The following is an 18165-nucleotide window of genomic DNA, read 5'->3' as shown; positions in this document are numbered from 1 at the left end:
AGAGGTCTGACTTAAGATGATTTTGTCTTCCATACGGAATGTGGTGTTCGGGTACGGGGAAGCCCCGGTTTTAAACGGCATTTCCCTGGAAATCCATGCGGGGGAATTCGTGGGGATTACCGGTCCGAACGGGGCTGCCAAAACGACCCTGCTGAAGCTGATGCTCGGCTTGCTTAAACCTTGGCGCGGTGAGGTGGTCATTCATAAAGAGACGCTCGGGGACAGGGGGCTAAAGATCGGATACGTTCCGCAGCAGGTCGCTTCCTTCAACAGCGGATTCCCCAGCACGGTGCTGGAACTGGTCAAATCGGGTTGTTATTCCCGGCTTGGCCTGTTCAAGCGGTTTGGATCGGAGGAAGAGGCGTTGGTCGAGCGCTGCCTGAAGCAGGTGGGGATGTGGGAATACCGTCACCGCAAAATCGGCGAACTGTCGGGAGGCCAGAAACAGCGGGTCTGCATCGCTCGAGCCTTGGCGGGGGAGCCGAATGTACTGATACTGGATGAGCCTGCGACCGGGATGGACCGGGAGAGCCGCGGCGGGTTTTACCGGCTCATGCGGCATTATGTCGACGAACACGGCATCACCGTCATTATGGTAACGCATGGGCTCGAAGAGGCCCAGCCGTTCCTGGACCGGATCATCTCATTGGAGCAAAAGGAAAGCGAGGAGTGGACATGTTTGACTACGAGTTCATGCAGCGCGCGTTTTGGGCCGGCGCTTTTCTCGGAATAATCGCGCCGATGCTGGGTGTGTACTTGATGCTTCGGCGGCAGGCGCTGATGGCCGATACGCTGTCGCACGTCTCGCTGGCCGGGGTGGCCTTGGGCTCGCTGATCTCGATGAACCCGCTGCTTTCCGGATTCGCGGCCGCCATTGCCGGGGGAATCGCCGTGGAATATCTGCGCCGTACCTACCGTACGTACAGCGAGGTTCCGGTGGCCATTATTATGACTTCCGGCCTGGCTCTGGCGATCGTGCTGATGAGTCTGCAAACAAGCTTGAGCAAAAGCTTCAGTTCTTACTTGTTCGGTTCCATTGTGGCCGTAAGCCCGCTGCAGCTTGGGGTCGTCGGCGGCATCGCGGCGGCGGGTCTGCTTTATTTTGCGATATTAAGAAGGCCGCTCTACAGCTTGACCTTTGACGAAGAAACGGCCAGGATCGGGGGAACCCGGGTGAAGGCTTTGTCCTTTTCCTTCGCGGTTCTGACCGGGATGACGGTGGCCGCAGCGATGCCGATTGTCGGTGTTCTGCTCGTATCTTCGCTGATGGTGCTGCCGGCTTCCCTGGCGCTGCGGATATCCGGCGGCTTTGCTTCGGCGTTGCTGATTGCGGTCGGAACCGGGCTTGCCGGTATATTTAGCGGATTGACGGTCTCCTACTATACGGATACACCGCCCGGCGGGACGATTGCCCTGATATTGCTTTTGTTTTTGGTGGCCGGGATCACCGTGAAAAAGGGAGTTCTCTATGCGAACAAACGAAAGCATCCGCTCCACCGGGAGCGGGTCCATCCAAAGAATGAAGTAAAGGAGAATGTACTTTGAAGATGAAAAAACTCGCATGGTCCGCCCTGCTGTTTAGTTTGATGCTCGTAATTTCGGCTTGCGGAGCCAAAGGAGGAGCTGGAAGCGCCGATCAGGCAGCGCCGGAAGCTCGGGATACGGCTGCTTCCGCCCCGGAAGTCCGGGAAAAAGTAAAAGTACAGGCCAGCTTTTACCCGATGTATGAGTTCGCCAAGCAAGTCGGGGGCGATTTGGCGGAAGTCGAGCTGCTCGTTCCGGCGGGCGTGGAGCCGCATGACTGGGAGCCGGCACCTTCGGACATGAAGAAGATCGAGGAAGCGGACGTGCTGGTCTATAATGGCGCCGGCATGGAAAGCTGGATCGACCAGGTGCTCGCTGCCGTAACGAACAAGGAATTGGTCAAGATCGAAGCCAGCCGCGGCATCGATGTCATGGAGAGCTCGGGAGGCCACAGCCATGGACATGACGAAGGGGAGCACGCCCATGAGCATGGGGAAGAAGCCGGGCATGAGCATGAAGGGGAGGCCGAAGCGCATTCCCATGAGGATCATGATCATGACCATGAGCACGCGGAAGGCGAAGCCCATCAGGAAGAGGGTCATGACCATGACCACGGTCACGACCACGACCACGGCGGCCTGGATCCCCACGTTTGGCTCTCCCCCGTATTGGCGATTCAGGAAGTCCGCAATATTGAGGCCGGGCTGGCGGAGGCCGCTCCGGAGCATAAGGAACAGTTCAAGAAAAACGCGGACGCTTATATCGCCAAACTGGAGCAATTGGATCAGGAGTTTAAAGACGGCCTTGCCGGCGGCAAACGGAAAGATTTTATTACCCAGCACGCCGCCTTCGGTTATCTGGCCAAAGAATACGGCTTGACCCAAGTCCCGATCGCCGGACTCTCTCCCGATCAGGAGCCGTCCGCTTCCCGGATGGCCGAGATTGTCACGTTCGCAAAAGAACATAACGTAAAAACGATCTTTTTCGAAACGCTCGTTTCTTCCAAGGTGGCGGAGACCATCGCGAAGGAGATCGGGGCGAAGACCGCGGTGCTGAATCCGATCGAAGGTTTGACGGACGAAGATAGAGCCGAAAACTTGGATTATATCGGAATCATGCGTCAAAATCTGGCGGCGTTGAAGGCGGCGCTGCAGGAATAAAGCGCATATAGCTGTATCCACACAAACATGACCGGCCCGGTGGGCCGGTCATAGTATATTTTTGCCGTAAAAAATTTCGTCCATCTCGATCTTCAGACGCTCCGTGATTTCGTCTTGTTCCCGCGGACTGAGCTGGTCCTTGGTATAGCCGAACAGATAATTGTTCAGATCAAATTCCCGCAGTTTGCATTTCGTATGAAAAATATGCTCCTGATAAACATTGACATCGATCATATGGTATTGTTCCAGCACCTCATCCGGAATGTAGTTCTGAATGGAGCTGATATCGTGGTCGATAAACAGCTTGTGCCCGTTAATGTCGCGGGTAAACCCTCTGACGCGGTAATCGATCGTCATGATGTCCGTATCGAACGAGTGAATCAGATAGTTGAGCGCCTTCAGCGGCGAAATCTCACCGCAGGTGGAGACGTCGATATCGGCCCGGAACGTGCTGATCCCTTCATTGGGGTCATATTCCGGATACGTATGAACCGTGATGTGGCTTTTGTCCAACTGGATCACCACATTATCCGGCAGGGGGCCCGGCGACTCCTCGTACGATTCGTTGGGAATTTCCACAACGGGGCCCTCGGAGACGAGCACGGTTACGCTGGCTCCCTGGGGCACATAATCCTGCTTGGCCACATTGAGGACATGAGCGCCGATAATTTCGGCGACCGTGGTCAATATATGGGTCAACCGATCGGAATTATACTGCTCATCGATATATGCGATATAGGCTTCGCGCTCTTCTTTGGTTCTCGTGTAACAGATGTCGTACATATTAAAGCTCAACGATTTGGTGAGATTGTTGAACTCGTGAAGCTGAATCCGCTGTTCTTGAGTCAGTTTCATAAGGGAATCCCCCTTCGGCTATTCTCACGGTAGTGTGTTGGCATTACCTTATTTTTATACCCCATTTGGCCGGGAAAAAACGCGCGATGGCGAGAATCGGACAAATTCGGTTCGAGATACGGATAAATTGCTTGCGGCTTTATTTTAGGGAAAAACGGGCCGAAACCTGATTTTTGGACCCGCATCAGTGAAATAAGGCCCTTTTGGCCGCTATTATTCACGAAAACGCAAATCGGGTCAAAATAACGGCCCAAAACGCCGTTATTCGGGGGTCGGCAAGATAGTTGAATCGACGGGTGGGTAAGGGAGTACGGAGCTAATCCCCGTTTAACAAGACGGTGACTCCCATCGAACGCATATCTTCGATGAACCGATCCACCTGGACCAGATTGGCCTGGCAGTACAGTCCCGGCCGTGAAATGGAACCGTCTAAGTATTGCAAAAGGCAGGCAACGACGGGGATCGCCGTAAGCTGATAGCCGTCTTCATGGTAGAGCGACCCGGTGAAGAAGGCCGGCTGGCCGTTCCTTACTCCTCGCGCCTCCACCCGAATAACCGTCCCGTAAGGCGGCTTGCTGAAACGCAGCAGCCCCCAATGCATCCATTTGCCGATCCATGGCAAGGCATGACGGGGGAAAAGCCGGAAGGCGATCATCGCGAAGGGAATGACCACCCAATCGACAAAGCCGTTAAAGCCTCCGACATAAAACCCCGTCTCCTTCAGGTCGGGGTAGCGGACGGGAAGCTCGCGCATTTCCTCCAGCATCATGGCCGTACAGCGGTTAACACCGAAGGGGGGGCCGAAATCCATTTTCCGCATGCCGCCTTTTTTCCAGTGCCCATCGGAGAAATAGGCCGCGTTAAAATCCTTGAGCTCGCCAACCAGTTCTAAAATGGTGGCTCGCGTCGGATTCAAGGCCGGCCAATCGATCCGGATGACGCTGCCTACCGCGGCCGCCTCCAGTTGATCCAGGCTGTCGGCCGCCCGGTGAACAAGTACGGCGGCCAAGCCGGGGTGAAAGCCGCCGTCCGTAATGAAGCAGCGGCCCGCTTTAAGAATTTCGGGCTCAAGCTGTTTTAAAACGTCCAATTTATATGAGGAGTACTGAATATCCAGATAGTCCGTGCCCGCCGTCAGAGCGGCGCTGGCGATTTCCGGGGTGTACCGGGAAGTGCTGGAGGCGACAACGACGATGTCAGCCGGTTGAAACACTTTAATTAAAGTGGACGTGTCGGCGGCATCGGCATACCGCCCTTCTGCCCTGACGCAGCGGAATTCCGCGTTAAGAGCGGCGGCGGTTTCCTTGGCTTTGGCTTCATCGCGGCCCGCCAAGATGAGGTGAGCGGAGGAGAATTGCATCAGCAGTCTTGCGATCATCAAGCCGGTGATTCCATAGCCGCCCAGAATAACGATTTTCATTGTGTTATTTTTCACAAAATCAGTCCTGTTCCGTTGGATTAGGAATCGTAACGGAGGATTTGCGCGTGGGGAGCGTCTCTACGGGTCCTGCTTCTAATCTAACATAGTTGCCTTTCATGGAAACATACCAACTAAAGGGGAAAGGTGACAAAATCAAAAACCACGGATCGATCCGCCGACTTTTAAAGTATGAATCGACAGTCTTTTTGTGAAGACCTGCAATTTACACATGATTTTATTTAAAATTATTCAGGTATATTCGACAAGGATAATTATGGTAGTCTGTTATATAGAAAACGCTTTCATAATCGTTACTTCCGGGAGGGATTTTAAAGGATGAAGAAAAGGCATTACCGGTCGTTTTTGTCATTTGCTTTGGCCGCGGTCATGGCGATGACGGCTTTTTCGGCGTCCGTGTTGGCGGACCCGAAAAATGAAAAGGCTTCCAGTTGGGCGGGCAAGAAGCTCAGCAGCATCCAGGCTTATGTGGAAGATATGCAGCCGGGCTGGAATCTGGGCAATACGCTGGACTCGACGGGCAGCGATGAAACTTCCTGGGGCAATCCCCGCGTAACCAAACAACTGATTCAACAGATCGCGGCAGAAGGCTACAAGAGTATCCGTATTCCGGTTACTTGGGATCAGCATATCGGAGGAGCTCCGGGCTACACGATTGATACCGCCTATATGGATCGGGTGGAGGAGGTCGTCAACTGGGCTCTGGAGGCCAAGCTCTACGTTATGATCAATATCCATCATGATTCGTGGATTTGGGTCAGCCATATGGAAAAGAAACATGATGAAGTGATGGCGCGATATCAGGCGGTTTGGACGCAAATTGCCGACCGGTTCAAAAACCACTCCAATAAATTGATGTTCGAAGCCATCAACGAGCCCCGGTTTACGGACGGGGGAACGACGGATCATGCGAAGCAGCATGCCATGCTGAAAGAGCTGATCACTTCGTTTCATAGCATCGTCAGAAGTTCCGGCGGGAACAATACGGTTCGACCGCTGGTCATTCCGACGCGGGAAACTTCTCCGGCCCGGGAGGATTTGAATGAGCTGTACAATAACATCGTCAAGCTCAACGATCCCAATCTCATCGCCACGGTCCACTATTATGGGTTCTGGCCGTTCAGCGTAAACATCGCCGGTTATTATAAGCTGGAAAAAGACACGTTAAACGATTTGACCACCACTTTCGACAATGTACACAAAACGCTGGTGGCCAAAGGGATTCCGGTCATCCTCGGCGAGTACGGCCTGCTCGGCTTCGATAAGCATACCGGCGTGATCGAGCAAGGGGAGAAATTGAAGTTTTTTGAAATTTTGACCCACGTTCTGAAAGAGAAGAATATTACGCATATGTTGTGGGATAACGGCCAGCACTTCAACCGGAAGACCTATCGCTGGAATGACCAAGAGCTGATTGATATCATGAAAGCCGGTTGGAAGAACGGGCGCGCCGCTACGGCTGAAACGGATCTGATCCACTTGAAAAAGGGCGGTAAGGTAAAGGATGCCAAGGTGAAGTTGAACTTGAACGGCAATAAGCTGACCGGGCTATGGGTCGGCGGCGAGCATCTCGTCGCTGGCAAAGACTACGCTTTAAGCGGCGAGGAATTGACGATTAAGGCGGCTCGTCTCTCCAAGCTGACAGCATCCGGACAACTGGGGCAAAATGCCGTCCTGAACGCCAAGTTTAATCAGGGACCGGATTGGAGATTCAAAGTTGTCGTATTTGATCGTCCGGTACTCGGCCACGCGACGGGAACCACCGAGAAGTTTGCCGTTCCGGTCGACTTCAAGGGGAATCAGTTGGCCACGATGGAAGCCGTCTACGCGGACGGGAAAAACGCCGGCCCGCAGGACTGGACTTCTTTCAAGGAGTTCGGATATGCGTTCTCCCCCTCGTACGACAGCAAAGAGATTCAACTGCTGCCCGAATTTTTTAAGGAAGTGAAGGATGGCGAGGTCCAGTTGAAATTCCATTTCTGGAGCGGGGAAATCGTCAGCTACCAAATTACGAAATCGGGCACGAGCGTGACCGGTCAGCCGGTAGGGAAATAAAACATTTAAAATGTGCGGGTTGTCACGGGAAAAAGAGTCCTGTGCAGCCCGTATTTTTTCTTTGTTTACGTTGTCGGCGAAAAAAGGATTGTCTCCTATGGAAAATTACGGTATGATGGAATCCTTCTTGCAAAAATCGCCTTGTCTGAAGTGGACGGAAGAGCCGTCTAATACGCTTATCGGAGGTGCTTCATGCTTTATTTCACATTGGCTTCCAAAGCCTACACCCGCAATTTGCAGTACCGCAGCGCACATATGGTGCACAATATCGCGAGCGCGATGTTCGGCTTTATGTACGCCTGTATCTGGATCGGGCTCGGCAGGGATCATCCCCTGGGAGATTACGGAACCGCAGGTATGGTGAGTTACATCTCGTTCACGCAGGCGCTCCTGTGGGTCACGAGTTTTACCACCAACGGTCTCGGCATCCCCCAGTCCGTCAGAACCGGTCAAATCTCGCTCGATTTGATGCGGCCCGTCCATTTGTTCAGCCACATGATGGCCAAGGAATGGGGCCAGATCGCTTATCAATTCGTGTATAAGTCCATCCCGATCTATCTCCTGTACGTCTTTGTCTTTTCTCTTCAACTTCCCGATCAAGGCCTGACTTATTTGTATACGGTCCTTAGTGTGCTGGGGGCCGCATACCTGTCCATTTGCATCAACTACCTTATTGGTGTCAGCGCGCTCTGGACGACCGAGTCTTCATGGCTCTATTGGGGAAACCATGCGCTGATCAATGTGCTGGCGGGATTCTTTATTCCGCTGGAATGGCTGCCCCGCTGGCTTGAACAAATCGCCTGGATGTCGCCTTATCCGTATTTGCTTTATACGCCGACCACGATTTATCTGGGGACGGGAGACCCAAGCCGTCTTTGGGGGACCTTGCTATGGTGCGGTTTGTTCACCGCGGCCTGTTTGCTGGCTACCCGGCTGATGCGCAGTAAAGTGGAGGTGCAGGGCGGATGAAGGCGGGAAGCTGGTTTCACTTGTATCGGTTGCTGATAAAGACCAGTGTCCGCAGCCGGATGCAGTATAAATTCAACTTTATCCTCGCTTCCGTGCTCGCGGCTTTAATCCAGATTTCCGAATTTTTAATGATCGCGATCGTGCTGTATAAATTCGGGGCGATTCAGGGCTGGTCCCTGTATGAAGTGGGGTACTTGTTCGCGGTCATGACGCTGTCCAAAACGGTGTACCGCACTTTTGCGGACGAGGTCCACCATCTGGAGAAATACCTCATCAGCGGCGACTTCGATCAGCTCCTGACCCGGCCGATCCCCGTCCTTCTCGCGTTGATGCCGCAAAACTTCCGGATTATGCTCGGCGAGGTTTTGCAGGGCGGGTTTATTTTGTGCTGGTCGCTGGCGGGGATGATGCGGACGGGACAGGTGGGATGGACCGCGGTGCCGCTTACCTTGATGATTATCCTGACGGGGGCGGTCATCCTGTTTTCCATCGGACTGGCTACGGCTACGATCGGATTTTGGACAACCCGGATCGAAGAGCTTCAGAACATTACGGAGGATGCCGCGCGAACGGCGGCCCAATATCCGCTGACGCTGTACCCGAAGTGGATGTCCTCCGTACTGTTGGTGGTGATTCCGGTCGGATTCGTGAACTATGTCCCGTCTTTGTACATCCTCCGCGATGAACTCGGCGTTTGGGTGCTTCCCGCGATAGCGGGGGTTGCGGCCTTGTGCCTCGGAGGGAGTTTACTGTTTTGGCGATTCGGTATAACCAAGTACCAGAGTACGGGAAGCTAAGGAGGCGTTAGCGCGATGATTGAGGCAAGAGATTTGCATAAGGAGTTTAAAACGGCCGTCGTCAAGGAAGGGCGATTTTCCGGGCTGCGGACGTTGTTCTCCAGGGAATACCGGATGAAGGAAGCTGTAAGGGGCATTAGTTTTCAAGTCGAACGCGGAGAATTTGTCGGCTATATCGGTCCGAACGGGGCGGGAAAATCGACCACCATCAAAATGCTTACGGGCATTTTGCATCCGACCTCGGGCGAAGTGAGCGTGGGCGGTTATAACCCGCACCGGGATCGCCGGAAGGCGGTCAGGCAGCTGGGGGTTGTGTTCGGTCAACGGAGTCAGCTTTGGTGGGATCTGCCGGTTAAAGATTCCTACGACATTCTGGCCGAAATGTACGGGGTGACGGCGGCGGAAAAGCGGCAAAGGCTCGGACGTTTTGCCGAGCTCTTGAATCTGGACGAATTTTGGCAGACTCCCGTCCGGAAGCTGTCGCTCGGCCAGCGGATGCGGGCCGACATTGCCGCCGCCCTGCTGCATGATCCCGAGCTGCTGTTTCTCGACGAACCGACGATCGGGCTTGACGTTCACGCCAAAGTAAACATCCGTGAATTTTTGCGGGTGCTGAACCGGGATTTCGGGAAGACGATTCTGCTTACCACCCATGATATGGACGATATCGAGCAGCTATGCGGGCGTGTAATGGTTATCAATCACGGGACATTGACTTATGACGGATCGATCCCCTCGCTGCGGGAAACGATCGGACTGCCAACGCGGATGACCTTGAAATTCCGCGGGCCGTTCCAAGTGCCGGACAATTTTGCCGCCTCCGCTTCAGCAGGGGTGTTTCGGATCCTCGGCGTCGAAGGCGATACCGTTCGTCTCGAGGCGGACCGCCGGGAAATCCGGGCGGTGGATATTATTAGGGAGCTGGACGGCTGGGGGGAAATCGACGACATCTCCATGGAAGAGCCGGAATTCGAGGAGGTCATCCGCCGCTTCTCGTCTTCGTAAACGCTGCCCTTATCGAGCCGCGTTCGGCCTTAATCCGTCCTTTATTCGAAAATTCATAGCAACGGGCCGAGTTCCGGGGTAAGCTTAAACAAAGGACTATAATTACCGGAGGGACCAAAGATGCGGTTTAAAAATGTATTCTCCATCATCGGACCGGCCATGATCGGCCCTTCGAGCTCTCATACCGCCGGAGCGGTCCGGATCGGAAGGTTCGCCCGCCAACTGTTGGGCGAACCGCCCGAGGCGGCCCGGATCTGTTTTTACGGCTCGTTCGCGGAAACCTATGCGGGACACGGTACGGACCTTGCCGTGGTCGGGGGAATTCTCGACTACCGCACGGACGACGAGCGAATTCGCCACTCGCTGCAAATTGCGGAAGACTCGGGGATCCAGGTGCATTTTACGACCGGAACCGCTCCCGGAATTCATCCGAACACCGTAAGAATCTTGCTGTCCGCTGGGGAGAGAACCTGCGACGTGACCGGGGCTTCCATCGGCGGGGGGACGATTTCCATCCGGCAAATGAACGGCTTCGAAGCGAAATGTTCGGGCGAACTTCCGACCTTGGTGATCGAGCATGCGGACCGGCAGGGGGTGCTGGCGGGGATTACCGCGCTATTCAGCCGGGAGGATGTAAATATCGGGTATATTAATACGGACCGCAAGGGAAGAACCGGTGAAGCGCTGACGGTCGTGGAGGCGGACCAAGTCATTCCGGATTCGCTGATCGGCGAAATCTCGGGTCTGCCCCATATCCGCCGGGTTTCTTTTATCCATCTCACTTAATATAGATGTCAGACCAACCTAATTTAAGGAGCGGGTTAGATGCGTTTTCGGAATTTAAGGGAGCTCATCGAAATATGCCAGACGGAATCGAAAACGATTTCGCAAATTATGCTGGAGGACCAGGCTGAGGAAAGCGGTCAGCCGGAATCCGAAATTACGGCCGTCATGACGGAGTATTATCAGATTATGAAAACGGCCGTTCATAAAGGCCTGACCGAGGATATCACCTCCACGAGCGGGTTGACGGGCGGAGACGCGAAGCGGGTGGAAACCTACCGTAAAAACGCGGAACCTTCGGCCGGCGACATCGCCTGCCAGGCCATGGCCTACGCTCTGGCCGTATCGGAGGTCAACGCCTCGATGGGGCGGATCGTCGCAACGCCGACCGCGGGCTCCTGCGGCATTATTCCAGGCGTTTTCGTCAGCGCGCAGGAGCGGTTCGGCTGGCCCGACGAGCATCTGGTTCGCGGCCTGTTCTGCGCCGGGGCCATCGGGTATGTCATCGCCAACAATTCCTTTATCTCCGGCGCGGAAGGCGGCTGCCAAGCGGAGATCGGCTCGGCGATCGGGATGGCGGCCGGGGCGATGACGGAGCTGCGCGGCGGCAGTCCGGAGCAGGCGGTGCACGCGGTGGGCCTGGCCCTCAAAAACACGCTGGGCCTGATCTGCGACCCGGTGGGCGGCCTGGTGGAGATTCCCTGCATCGTCCGCAACGGCTTCGGAGCGGTTAATGCCTTGGCCGCCTCAGATATGGCTCTAGCCGGCGTCAAGAGCGCCATTCCTTCCGACGAGGTGATCGACGTGATGCTCGAGGTCGGTTCTTCGATGCCGAGCCGCCACCGGGAGACGGCCCAAGGCGGATTGGCCCAGACACCGACCGGCCGCAAAATCATGAAAGAGCTGCGGGCAAGAAAAAAATAGCGGGCCGTCGCCCGCTATTTTTGCTTTTACAGCTGTTTTTCCGACTTTAAAAAAGTTTTAACCGTCGGCGGCTCATACGTGCGGAATTGATCAAGCAAACCTTCCGGCGTGCCGTCGGATAAAACCATGGACCGGAACTTCTCCTGAATAAACTGTTCATCGGTCATATGGTTGAAGAGTTCGATCAGGAGATCGTAATATCCCCCGAGGTTCAGCAGGCCGCAGGGCTTGCGGTGGAGGCCCAACTGGCCCCAGGTGAAAATCTCAAAAAATTCGTCCATCGTTCCCGCACCGCCGGGAAGGACGATGAAGCCGTCGGCAATTTCGGCCATCTTGGCTTTGCGTTCATGCATCGTATCGACGATGATCAATTCGGACAGGTTGCGGTGGGCGATCTCCCGATCCTGCAAAAACACGGGGAGAACCCCAATCACCTGACCGCCTTCTTCCAGAACGGCATCGGCCACGGCCCCCATCAGCCCCACGCTTGAACCGCCGTAAACCAGGGAAAGTCCCCGGGCGGCCAATTCCTTGCCCAAAGCGATGGCTCCTTCTTTGTACACGTCTTTTGCCCCGAAGCTCGATCCGCAAAACACGGCTATTTTTTTCATCCCATCGCCTCCAGTTTATGATCATACCAAATTATAACATGACAATGTCATCTCTGTTTAAATTACGGAGCAGAGTGGAGGAAATCGCGTAAGCGATAGTCGGGCTGCTTCTTTTGGCCTCAACCCCCGGTTGAGAGAACCGGAAAATTCAAATGCCCGGTTATTGTGCTTGCTCGCCGATGTCCCCTACAATGGGCTTACGAAGAGGAGCGTGATTCGTTATGAAAGAAAAGCTGGCGAGAACGATTAGTCACTACCGGAAAGAGAGGGGGTTCACACAGGAGGAACTCGCCCAAAGATTAGGCATCTCGTTCCAGGCGGTATCCAAATGGGAGAATGCTCAGACGATGCCGGACCTTGTCTTGCTGCCCGAATTGTCGAAAAATTTGCGGATCAGCGTCGACAAGCTGTTGGGGTATGTGCCGCAGGAGAGCCCGATCACGATCTATGAGGAGGAATACCGCAATAAGCAGTCCTATTACTGGGGAATCGAACCGAATCAGGCGTGCTATGAAGTTTTAAAATGCATGCCGCCCACCCGGCCGCTCAAACTGCTGGATATCGGCTGCGGCGAGGGGAAGGATGCGGTCTTCTTCGCCCGCAACGGGTATGAGGTGAGCGCATTCGATGTAACGGACGCGGGGATCGAGAAGACGAAAAGACTGGCCGAACAGACCGGCGTTCACGTTCATGCCTTTAAAGCCGATATTTCCGATTTCCGGCTCGATACCGATTTTGACATTTTATATTCCAGCGGAGTGCTGCATTATATCAAACCGGAGCTTCGAAACGAGATATTTGCCAACTATAAGCAATTTACCAGGCCCGACGGACTCCACGTTTTTAACGTCTTCGTGAACAAACCGTTCATAGCGCCCCCGCCCGAAAAAGAGCCCCATGCTTACCCCTGGCGTTCCGGTGAGCTGCTCGGCCATTATCATGACTGGCTGTTCGTCGAAAGCGCCGAGGTCGTGTTCGATTGTCATTAGTCGGGCATTCCACACCAGCATGCTATGACAAAAATGATGGGCCGGAAAATGCGCTTTTAGGCCTCGTTGCGCGAGTAATGTTTCATGCTGACGCTGGATTCCCTAACGATCAGCCGCGGCTCGAATTCCACCCGTTCATAATCCAAAGGCTGCGCGGACTGGATGCGCTTCAGCAGCAGCTCCGCGGCCAGGCGCCCCACCTCATTGCCCATAATCGATACCGAGGTGATCTGCGGAGTCGTGACGGTCGTCCATAAATTGTTGTCGATTCCGGCGACGGCCACATCCTCCGGAACCCGGACCCCCAGTTCCTTGAACCGGTTCACAATTCCGATCGCCACCATGTCGTTCACCGCATAGATGGCATCCGGCATATGTTTCAGGCTATAGAAATAATCGGCCGCCTGCCGCCCCGTTTCGAACGAGAAATCTTCACCGAAAAACACGAGCGAAGCCTCCACCTGTCTCAAGGACTGCTCGTAAGCGAGATAACGCTCCTCGATCTTGTCCTTGGGAGCGCCGGCATAGGCGATCCTTGTTCTCCCGATCTGCAGCAGATGCTCCATCACCAGCTTTCCTTCCTGGCGGGCCAATCCGACGATATCGGCCTTGAGGTCGGTGCTGAGTTTTTTTCCGTAATTGATAACGGAGACGGGAATGCCGCACTGATTGATCAGGCTTTCCAGCGTCTTCGGGTAAGCCAGCGGAAACAGAACGAGGCCGTCCACATGCAGCTTCTTAACCTCCCGCAAAATCTCAAGCTCAAGCCGGGCATTGCCCAGCGTATTAATCTGCACTACCCGGTATCCATGCTGCTTGGCCGCCTGTTCTACGGACCAGGCTATGTCGGGAATGATCGCGTTGCGGATATCGGGAACCGCCAGCGCAATCTGGCGGGTTTGGCGAATTTTCAGGCTCTGCGCCGAGGTATTCGGAACAAACCCCATCTCTTCAATGACCTGCATGATGCGCGCCTTGGTCTTCGCGCTGATGCCGCCGCTGTCATTCAGCGCCCGGGACACGGTCGCTATGCCGACGCCCGCTTGCTTCGCTACATCTTCAATCGTCACCTTTCTCCTGTTGGCCATTCGATTTTACCCTTTCTTATAGGAATCGTTTCCGAAAAATAACGAAAATTTTCACTCTTTGTTTATATTATATCATGTAACAGGCTTTGACTTTATAGTTACTATGGAATCAAATTACATTAATCACATGCAACAGGTAAAATCATTTGACAATATGTCGGATATGTGACAATATAGACATCGGAAACGTTTCCTAAATTATTTTATATTTTGACTGTTTAAGCTTTTTAATTTGTGACTTTTTCACTTTTTCTTCAAGACAGGGAGATGAGCTTTAATGAAGGCATTGAGATGGCACGGAGTAAAAGACTTGAGGGTTGATAACATTGAAGAACCGACTTCCCTTAAAGGGAAAGTTAAAATAAAAGTGGAATGGTGCGGGATCTGCGGCAGCGATTTGCACGAATATGCGGCAGGACCGATTTTCATTTCACAAAATAGCCCGCACCCGCTCACTAATGAGAAGGCGCCTGTCGTCATGGGACATGAGTTTTCCGGTCAGGTTGTTGAAGTCGGCGAGGGCGTGACGAAATTCAAAGCGGGCGATCGCGTTGTGGTCGAGCCGATTTTCGCCTGCGGCAAATGTACGGCCTGCAGACAGGGCAAATATAATCTTTGCGAACAAATGGGCTTCCTCGGACTGGCCGGGGGCGGAGGCGGTTTCTCCGAATATGTCGCAGCGGATGAGCACATGGTTCATAAAATTCCAGACAGCGTATCTTACGAGCAGGGCGCTCTTGTCGAGCCATCCGCTGTGGCGCTGTATGCCGTACGCCAAAGCCAGTTCAAAGTCGGCGACCGTGCGGTGGTGTTCGGCGCGGGACCGATCGGGCTGCTTGTCATCGAAGCGCTCAAAGCTTCCGGCGCATCGGAAATTTATGCGGTGGAGCTGTCGGCCGAGCGGAGAAACAAAGCGGAAGAACTGGGAGCCATCGGTTTGAATCCGGCGGATGTGGATGTCGTCCAAGAAATTCACCGGCTGACGGATGGCGGAGCGGATGTTGCTTATGAGGTAACCGGGGTACCGGTTGTACTGACCCAGGCGATCGAATCCACCAAGCTGAGCGGCCAGATTATGATCGTCAGCATCTTCGAGAAGGAAGCTTCCATCCATCCGAACCGGATCGTGATGCATGAGCGCAATATTGCCGGTATCATCGGCTACCGGGATGTGTTCCCGGCCGTCATCAGCTTGATGAATCAAGGCTACTTCTCCGCGGAGAAGCTGGTTACCAAACGGATCGGGCTGAACGAAATCGTGGAGCAGGGCTTTGAAGCTTTGCTGAAAGAGAAAAATCAGGTCAAGATCCTCGTTTCTCCAAATCTCTAATTGTTGAAAATATCGCAGCCGGGCAGGGCGTTCCTGTTCCGGCTGCTTTTGCGTGGCGTGTCATTTTCAAGTATAGCCGAGTTTGGCCTGGATACCCCGGGAGGCCCGTGTTAAGGTCGAGATAATAGAGCCGAAGGAGGCGTTTGCCATTAGCACGATTCCATCTCCCGCGGGAGAGGAGACAATGATCCGCCATTTTGATAAAGAAGATATGCCCATGCTGGGCGAACTGTATCAAGCCGTCATGAGAAACAAGGACGCCTTGTTTTGGTGGGTCGGCGATGAGGACAATTGGGAGAATGTATACTGCGCTTTCGAGCACGGCAGAATGATCGCCAAAGGTCAGGTCGCCGTCATTAATGTCGTTCCGCCGGGCCGGTCTACGGCATGCAAGCACTCCATTTATCTCAACTTGAAGACCGTTCCGGAAAGGGAGGGCGATACGGTCCTGCTGGATCGGGTTTATTCGCATTTGTTCGCTAGGTCGCTGGCATTGAAAAAGTCGCTGTCTACCGAATACGGCACTTTGCTTTGTATGGGAAATGATGCCGGGGAGGAAGTCAACACCCGTTATTTTACCGACAAAGGATATCGTCCCTTACACAGTCTGTTCTGCATGAGCCGCGACTTGCATGAACCGATCCCGGAACCAGCGCCGGTCCCGGAATTTGATTATTCCTGCTGGAGGATGGAGTCCGCCCGGGAGGAGCGCGAGTATTTGCAGATAGAAGCGGAAATTTGGCCGGATACGCCGCTAGGGCTTGAAAGGCTGAGGGAATACAAGGGAAAAGACCTGTGGACCTCCCTGGTGATCCGGCAAGAAGACCGGATCGTCGCCGGATTAATGGCCTGGCGGGAGGGGGACGAAGGGACGATCGAGGACGTTTTTGTCAGGGAGCCTTGGAGAAAACGGGGTTTGGCCAAGGTTTTGCTGGCACAGGGTTTGCTTTACCTTAAAGCTCACGGTCTTTCGCGCGCCAATCTGATGGTGCATACCGCAAACGCTTCCGCGCTATCCCTTTACGAATCGTTAGGCTTCAGGGCAACGAAAGAGGAGAGACGGTACGGCGTGGATTTGGAGTAACGAAAAGGGGGCGGCTGCTTTTTTATGCAAATGATAGCTGCCTCCATCTCATTCCACTGGTGAAAAATTAACGGGAATTTTGCCCGTTAATTTGGTGCCTATGCGGCGGCAGAGATGAATTACCGGGAAAATCTCCCGTTAATTCGTCCGAAATGGCGGATATCGGCGGCCCGGCCGCGAAATAGCTGGAGGTTTTCCTGCTAAATTTGATCCATGGGCAAAAAGCGGGGAATTAACGGGAAATTTTCCCTCTATTTTCGTACCACATGCCGCAGTAGGAAGCGTAGTTCCCTTCCGGAGTGAGAACGGCCACCTTCAGGCTCAAATCCACGTGAGGACGTAGCATTTCCGCACTTAAAGCCTGTTCGGTTTCCGGGGTAAACCGGAATGAGCCTTCCCCGTTGGCCTCATGATCGAAGCCCCTCCATAAGACGCGCCCGTACTGGTACAAGTCCAGGCCATCCTCCATGCTCGTGATGGAGAACCCTGCGGGCAGCTCATAGCGCGTTGGTGTTTTGTCCGGACAGAAAACGGAGTCGGTCTCCTTATGTTCCGAGGCAAAATAACCGAGGTCCGCGGCAATATCTTGAAACTCCGTGTCGGTATCCGCGATAACAACGGAAAATTCCTTTTTACTGGAAGAATATCCTACTTTGGTTAGAATTGTTCTTTACCAAAGAGAAAAGGTCTGGATGGCGATCCAGACCTAAAAGTTATACGGAAATACGGTTTATTTTTTCGTGACGGGAGCTTGAATTTCGGTCAGATAGTCGGCCGGATCTTCCCCGGTCCACGGCCCTTTATGGTAGATAGCCCGATGCGGGCCGTTCCAGCGGTAACCGTTGGATTCCAGCCAAACGCCCAGGGCATGATAGGCCGCCGACATTTCCTCGAACGGACCATGATGAAAGATGCAGGCCATTTCGGGAACGGCTTCGAGTTCCCTCACCTTGATACGGTCAGATTCGGCCGCTTGGCCCTGGAAGCACATCGTGACTTCCGCGTCGACATCCCCTTCTTTATAACCCTCATCGTAATATATCGCGTAGCATGGTGCGGTCACCTTAACATGGTGCTCCTGGACAAAATCCCCTAACTCCTTCCACAACGACCCCTCCGCGTTATAAGCGTGTAGGGTATCTCTCAGCGCCAGAACTTTATAGGTGGGAATCTGCTTAACAGTTACTTCATAGTTCATATACATATCCTCCTTGTTAAGTTGGCCGATCAGAAACTCGACGCGCCGCAGTTTCGTGTGTTCACTCTCGATGACTTCCGCAATTTGACGCTTCCGGTTTTCCAACAGGCTGAGCAGTTGTGTGGCATCCAGATCCTGATTCATTACGCCCGATATTTCCGCCAGGGAAAATCCCATCTCTTTCAAAACCTGGATTCGGTTAGCCCGGGGAATCTGCTCCACAGAGTAGTAGCGGTAACCCGTAAACTCGTCCGTGGACATTGGCTCTAACAGTCCAATTTCGTCGTAATGCCGCAGCATCCTTATTGATACTCTGACCAGTTTGGAAAAATCACCGATTTTAAACATAAGGCCT

At 53.8% G+C, this 18165-nt stretch carries 18 protein-coding genes; 12 read left to right on the top strand and 6 right to left on the bottom strand.

Annotation, left to right across the window (positions count from 1 at the left end; all coding sequences use genetic code 11):
- Positions 1 to 16: 16 nt before the first annotated feature.
- From FRY98_RS05490 to FRY98_RS05480, 3 genes are read left to right on the top strand one after another with little or no spacing between them, the layout of a single operon-like run.
- Entirely contained in the window at positions 17 to 733 is a 717-nt protein-coding gene (locus tag FRY98_RS05490; RefSeq protein ID WP_148450701.1) for a metal ABC transporter ATP-binding protein, read from the top strand.
- Positions 670 to 1545 (top strand): metal ABC transporter permease, encoded by an 876-nt coding sequence (locus tag FRY98_RS05485; RefSeq protein ID WP_148450700.1) that lies wholly within the window; start codon positions 670 to 672, stop codon positions 1543 to 1545. Before FRY98_RS05490 ends, FRY98_RS05485 begins: the two co-directional genes overlap by 64 nt.
- Before the next feature lie 2 nt (positions 1546 to 1547).
- Positions 1548 to 2684: a metal ABC transporter substrate-binding protein gene (locus tag FRY98_RS05480; protein ID WP_148451196.1), complete on the top strand. Its 1137-nt coding sequence runs from the start codon at positions 1548 to 1550 to the stop codon at positions 2682 to 2684.
- A gap of 48 nt (positions 2685 to 2732) precedes the next feature.
- On the opposite strand, the gene speD is transcribed toward FRY98_RS05480, so the two are convergent.
- Both speD and FRY98_RS05470 read right to left on the bottom strand, forming a co-directional pair.
- Positions 2733 to 3539 (bottom strand): adenosylmethionine decarboxylase, encoded by an 807-nt coding sequence (gene speD, locus FRY98_RS05475; protein WP_148450699.1) that lies wholly within the window; start codon positions 3537 to 3539, stop codon positions 2733 to 2735.
- Positions 3540 to 3855: 316 nt separating this feature from the next.
- Positions 3856 to 4974 carry a saccharopine dehydrogenase NADP-binding domain-containing protein gene (locus FRY98_RS05470; protein ID WP_148450698.1) on the bottom strand — a complete coding sequence of 373 codons (1119 nt, stop codon included), beginning with the start codon at positions 4972 to 4974 and terminating at the stop codon, positions 3856 to 3858.
- A gap of 321 nt (positions 4975 to 5295) precedes the next feature.
- Between FRY98_RS05470 and FRY98_RS05465 the strand changes: the two genes are divergently transcribed.
- From FRY98_RS05465 to sdaAA, 6 genes are all read left to right on the top strand, one after another.
- The gene (locus tag FRY98_RS05465; RefSeq protein ID WP_148450697.1) at positions 5296 to 7032 is read left to right on the top strand and encodes a cellulase family glycosylhydrolase; all 1737 of its coding nucleotides are present in this window, start codon (positions 5296 to 5298) and stop codon (positions 7030 to 7032) included.
- A 192-nt stretch (positions 7033 to 7224) separates the two neighbouring features.
- Positions 7225 to 8001 carry an ABC transporter permease gene (locus tag FRY98_RS05460; RefSeq protein ID WP_148450696.1) on the top strand — a complete coding sequence of 259 codons (777 nt, stop codon included), beginning with the start codon at positions 7225 to 7227 and terminating at the stop codon, positions 7999 to 8001.
- Positions 7998 to 8798, top strand: coding sequence for an ABC transporter permease (locus FRY98_RS05455; protein ID WP_148450695.1), 801 nt, complete (start codon positions 7998 to 8000; stop codon positions 8796 to 8798). Before FRY98_RS05460 ends, FRY98_RS05455 begins: the two co-directional genes overlap by 4 nt.
- Before the next feature lie 15 nt (positions 8799 to 8813).
- Entirely contained in the window at positions 8814 to 9803 is a 990-nt protein-coding gene (locus FRY98_RS05450) for an ABC transporter ATP-binding protein (RefSeq protein ID WP_148450694.1), read from the top strand.
- A 120-nt stretch (positions 9804 to 9923) separates the two neighbouring features.
- Entirely contained in the window at positions 9924 to 10589 is a 666-nt protein-coding gene (gene sdaAB, locus FRY98_RS05445) for an L-serine ammonia-lyase, iron-sulfur-dependent subunit beta (RefSeq protein WP_148450693.1), read from the top strand.
- 39 nt (positions 10590 to 10628) lie between these two features.
- Positions 10629 to 11510, top strand: coding sequence for an L-serine ammonia-lyase, iron-sulfur-dependent, subunit alpha (gene sdaAA, locus FRY98_RS05440; protein ID WP_148450692.1), 882 nt, complete (start codon positions 10629 to 10631; stop codon positions 11508 to 11510).
- Between the two features lie 26 nt (positions 11511 to 11536).
- On the opposite strand, the gene FRY98_RS05435 is transcribed toward sdaAA, so the two are convergent.
- Complete coding sequence (locus tag FRY98_RS05435) at positions 11537 to 12121, bottom strand: LOG family protein (protein WP_148450691.1); 585 nt, start codon at positions 12119 to 12121, stop codon at positions 11537 to 11539.
- A 221-nt stretch (positions 12122 to 12342) separates the two neighbouring features.
- On the opposite strand from FRY98_RS05435, the gene FRY98_RS05430 reads away from it, so the two are divergent.
- A complete protein-coding gene (locus FRY98_RS05430; protein ID WP_148450690.1) occupies positions 12343 to 13110 on the top strand; it encodes a class I SAM-dependent methyltransferase in 768 nt (255 codons plus the stop codon).
- A 56-nt stretch (positions 13111 to 13166) separates the two neighbouring features.
- Here the strand turns inward: FRY98_RS05430 and FRY98_RS05425 are convergent, their stop codons facing one another.
- The gene (locus tag FRY98_RS05425; protein ID WP_148450689.1) at positions 13167 to 14198 is read right to left on the bottom strand and encodes a LacI family DNA-binding transcriptional regulator; all 1032 of its coding nucleotides are present in this window, start codon (positions 14196 to 14198) and stop codon (positions 13167 to 13169) included.
- A gap of 277 nt (positions 14199 to 14475) precedes the next feature.
- Between FRY98_RS05425 and FRY98_RS05420 the strand changes: the two genes are divergently transcribed.
- Entirely contained in the window at positions 14476 to 15528 is a 1053-nt protein-coding gene (locus FRY98_RS05420; RefSeq protein ID WP_148450688.1) for a 2,3-butanediol dehydrogenase, read from the top strand.
- Between the two features lie 184 nt (positions 15529 to 15712).
- Entirely contained in the window at positions 15713 to 16612 is a 900-nt protein-coding gene (locus FRY98_RS05415) for a GNAT family N-acetyltransferase (protein WP_249043331.1), read from the top strand.
- A 232-nt stretch (positions 16613 to 16844) separates the two neighbouring features.
- Here the strand turns inward: FRY98_RS05415 and FRY98_RS05410 are convergent, their stop codons facing one another.
- Together FRY98_RS05410 and FRY98_RS05405 are read right to left on the bottom strand one after the other, a co-directional pair.
- Positions 16845 to 17063 (bottom strand): hypothetical protein, encoded by a 219-nt coding sequence (locus FRY98_RS05410; protein ID WP_148450687.1) that lies wholly within the window; start codon positions 17061 to 17063, stop codon positions 16845 to 16847.
- Positions 17064 to 17342: 279 nt separating this feature from the next.
- Entirely contained in the window at positions 17343 to 18158 is an 816-nt protein-coding gene (locus FRY98_RS05405) for a MerR family transcriptional regulator (RefSeq protein ID WP_148450686.1), read from the bottom strand.
- Positions 18159 to 18165: the final 7 nt, after the last annotated feature.

The organism is Paenibacillus faecis, from assembly GCF_008084145.1.
Lineage (GTDB): Bacteria > Bacillota > Bacilli > Paenibacillales > Paenibacillaceae > Fontibacillus > Fontibacillus faecis.
Note: the sequence above shows the minus strand (reverse complement) of the source record. Positions and strands in the feature narration are given on the sequence as shown.

What these genes read in the sequence shown, in the direction of transcription:
- FRY98_RS05490 (WP_148450701.1), top strand. Translation starts at nt 17, where the DNA reads ATGATTTTGTCTTCCATACGGAATGTGGTGTTCGGGTACGGGGAAGCC.
- FRY98_RS05480 (WP_148451196.1), top strand. Translation starts at nt 1,548, where the DNA reads ATGAAAAAACTCGCATGGTCCGCCCTGCTGTTTAGTTTGATGCTCGTA.
- speD (WP_148450699.1), bottom strand. Translation starts at nt 3,539, where the DNA reads ATGAAACTGACTCAAGAACAGCGGATTCAGCTTCACGAGTTCAACAAT.
- FRY98_RS05465 (WP_148450697.1), top strand. Translation starts at nt 5,296, where the DNA reads ATGAAGAAAAGGCATTACCGGTCGTTTTTGTCATTTGCTTTGGCCGCG.
- FRY98_RS05460 (WP_148450696.1), top strand. Translation starts at nt 7,225, where the DNA reads ATGCTTTATTTCACATTGGCTTCCAAAGCCTACACCCGCAATTTGCAG.
- FRY98_RS05455 (WP_148450695.1), top strand. Translation starts at nt 7,998, where the DNA reads ATGAAGGCGGGAAGCTGGTTTCACTTGTATCGGTTGCTGATAAAGACC.
- FRY98_RS05450 (WP_148450694.1), top strand. Translation starts at nt 8,814, where the DNA reads ATGATTGAGGCAAGAGATTTGCATAAGGAGTTTAAAACGGCCGTCGTC.
- sdaAB (WP_148450693.1), top strand. Translation starts at nt 9,924, where the DNA reads ATGCGGTTTAAAAATGTATTCTCCATCATCGGACCGGCCATGATCGGC.
- sdaAA (WP_148450692.1), top strand. Translation starts at nt 10,629, where the DNA reads ATGCGTTTTCGGAATTTAAGGGAGCTCATCGAAATATGCCAGACGGAA.
- FRY98_RS05435 (WP_148450691.1), bottom strand. Translation starts at nt 12,121, where the DNA reads ATGAAAAAAATAGCCGTGTTTTGCGGATCGAGCTTCGGGGCAAAAGAC.
- FRY98_RS05430 (WP_148450690.1), top strand. Translation starts at nt 12,343, where the DNA reads ATGAAAGAAAAGCTGGCGAGAACGATTAGTCACTACCGGAAAGAGAGG.
- FRY98_RS05425 (WP_148450689.1), bottom strand. Translation starts at nt 14,198, where the DNA reads ATGGCCAACAGGAGAAAGGTGACGATTGAAGATGTAGCGAAGCAAGCG.
- FRY98_RS05420 (WP_148450688.1), top strand. Translation starts at nt 14,476, where the DNA reads ATGAAGGCATTGAGATGGCACGGAGTAAAAGACTTGAGGGTTGATAAC.
- FRY98_RS05415 (WP_249043331.1), top strand. Translation starts at nt 15,713, where the DNA reads ATGATCCGCCATTTTGATAAAGAAGATATGCCCATGCTGGGCGAACTG.
- FRY98_RS05405 (WP_148450686.1), bottom strand. Translation starts at nt 18,158, where the DNA reads ATGTTTAAAATCGGTGATTTTTCCAAACTGGTCAGAGTATCAATAAGG.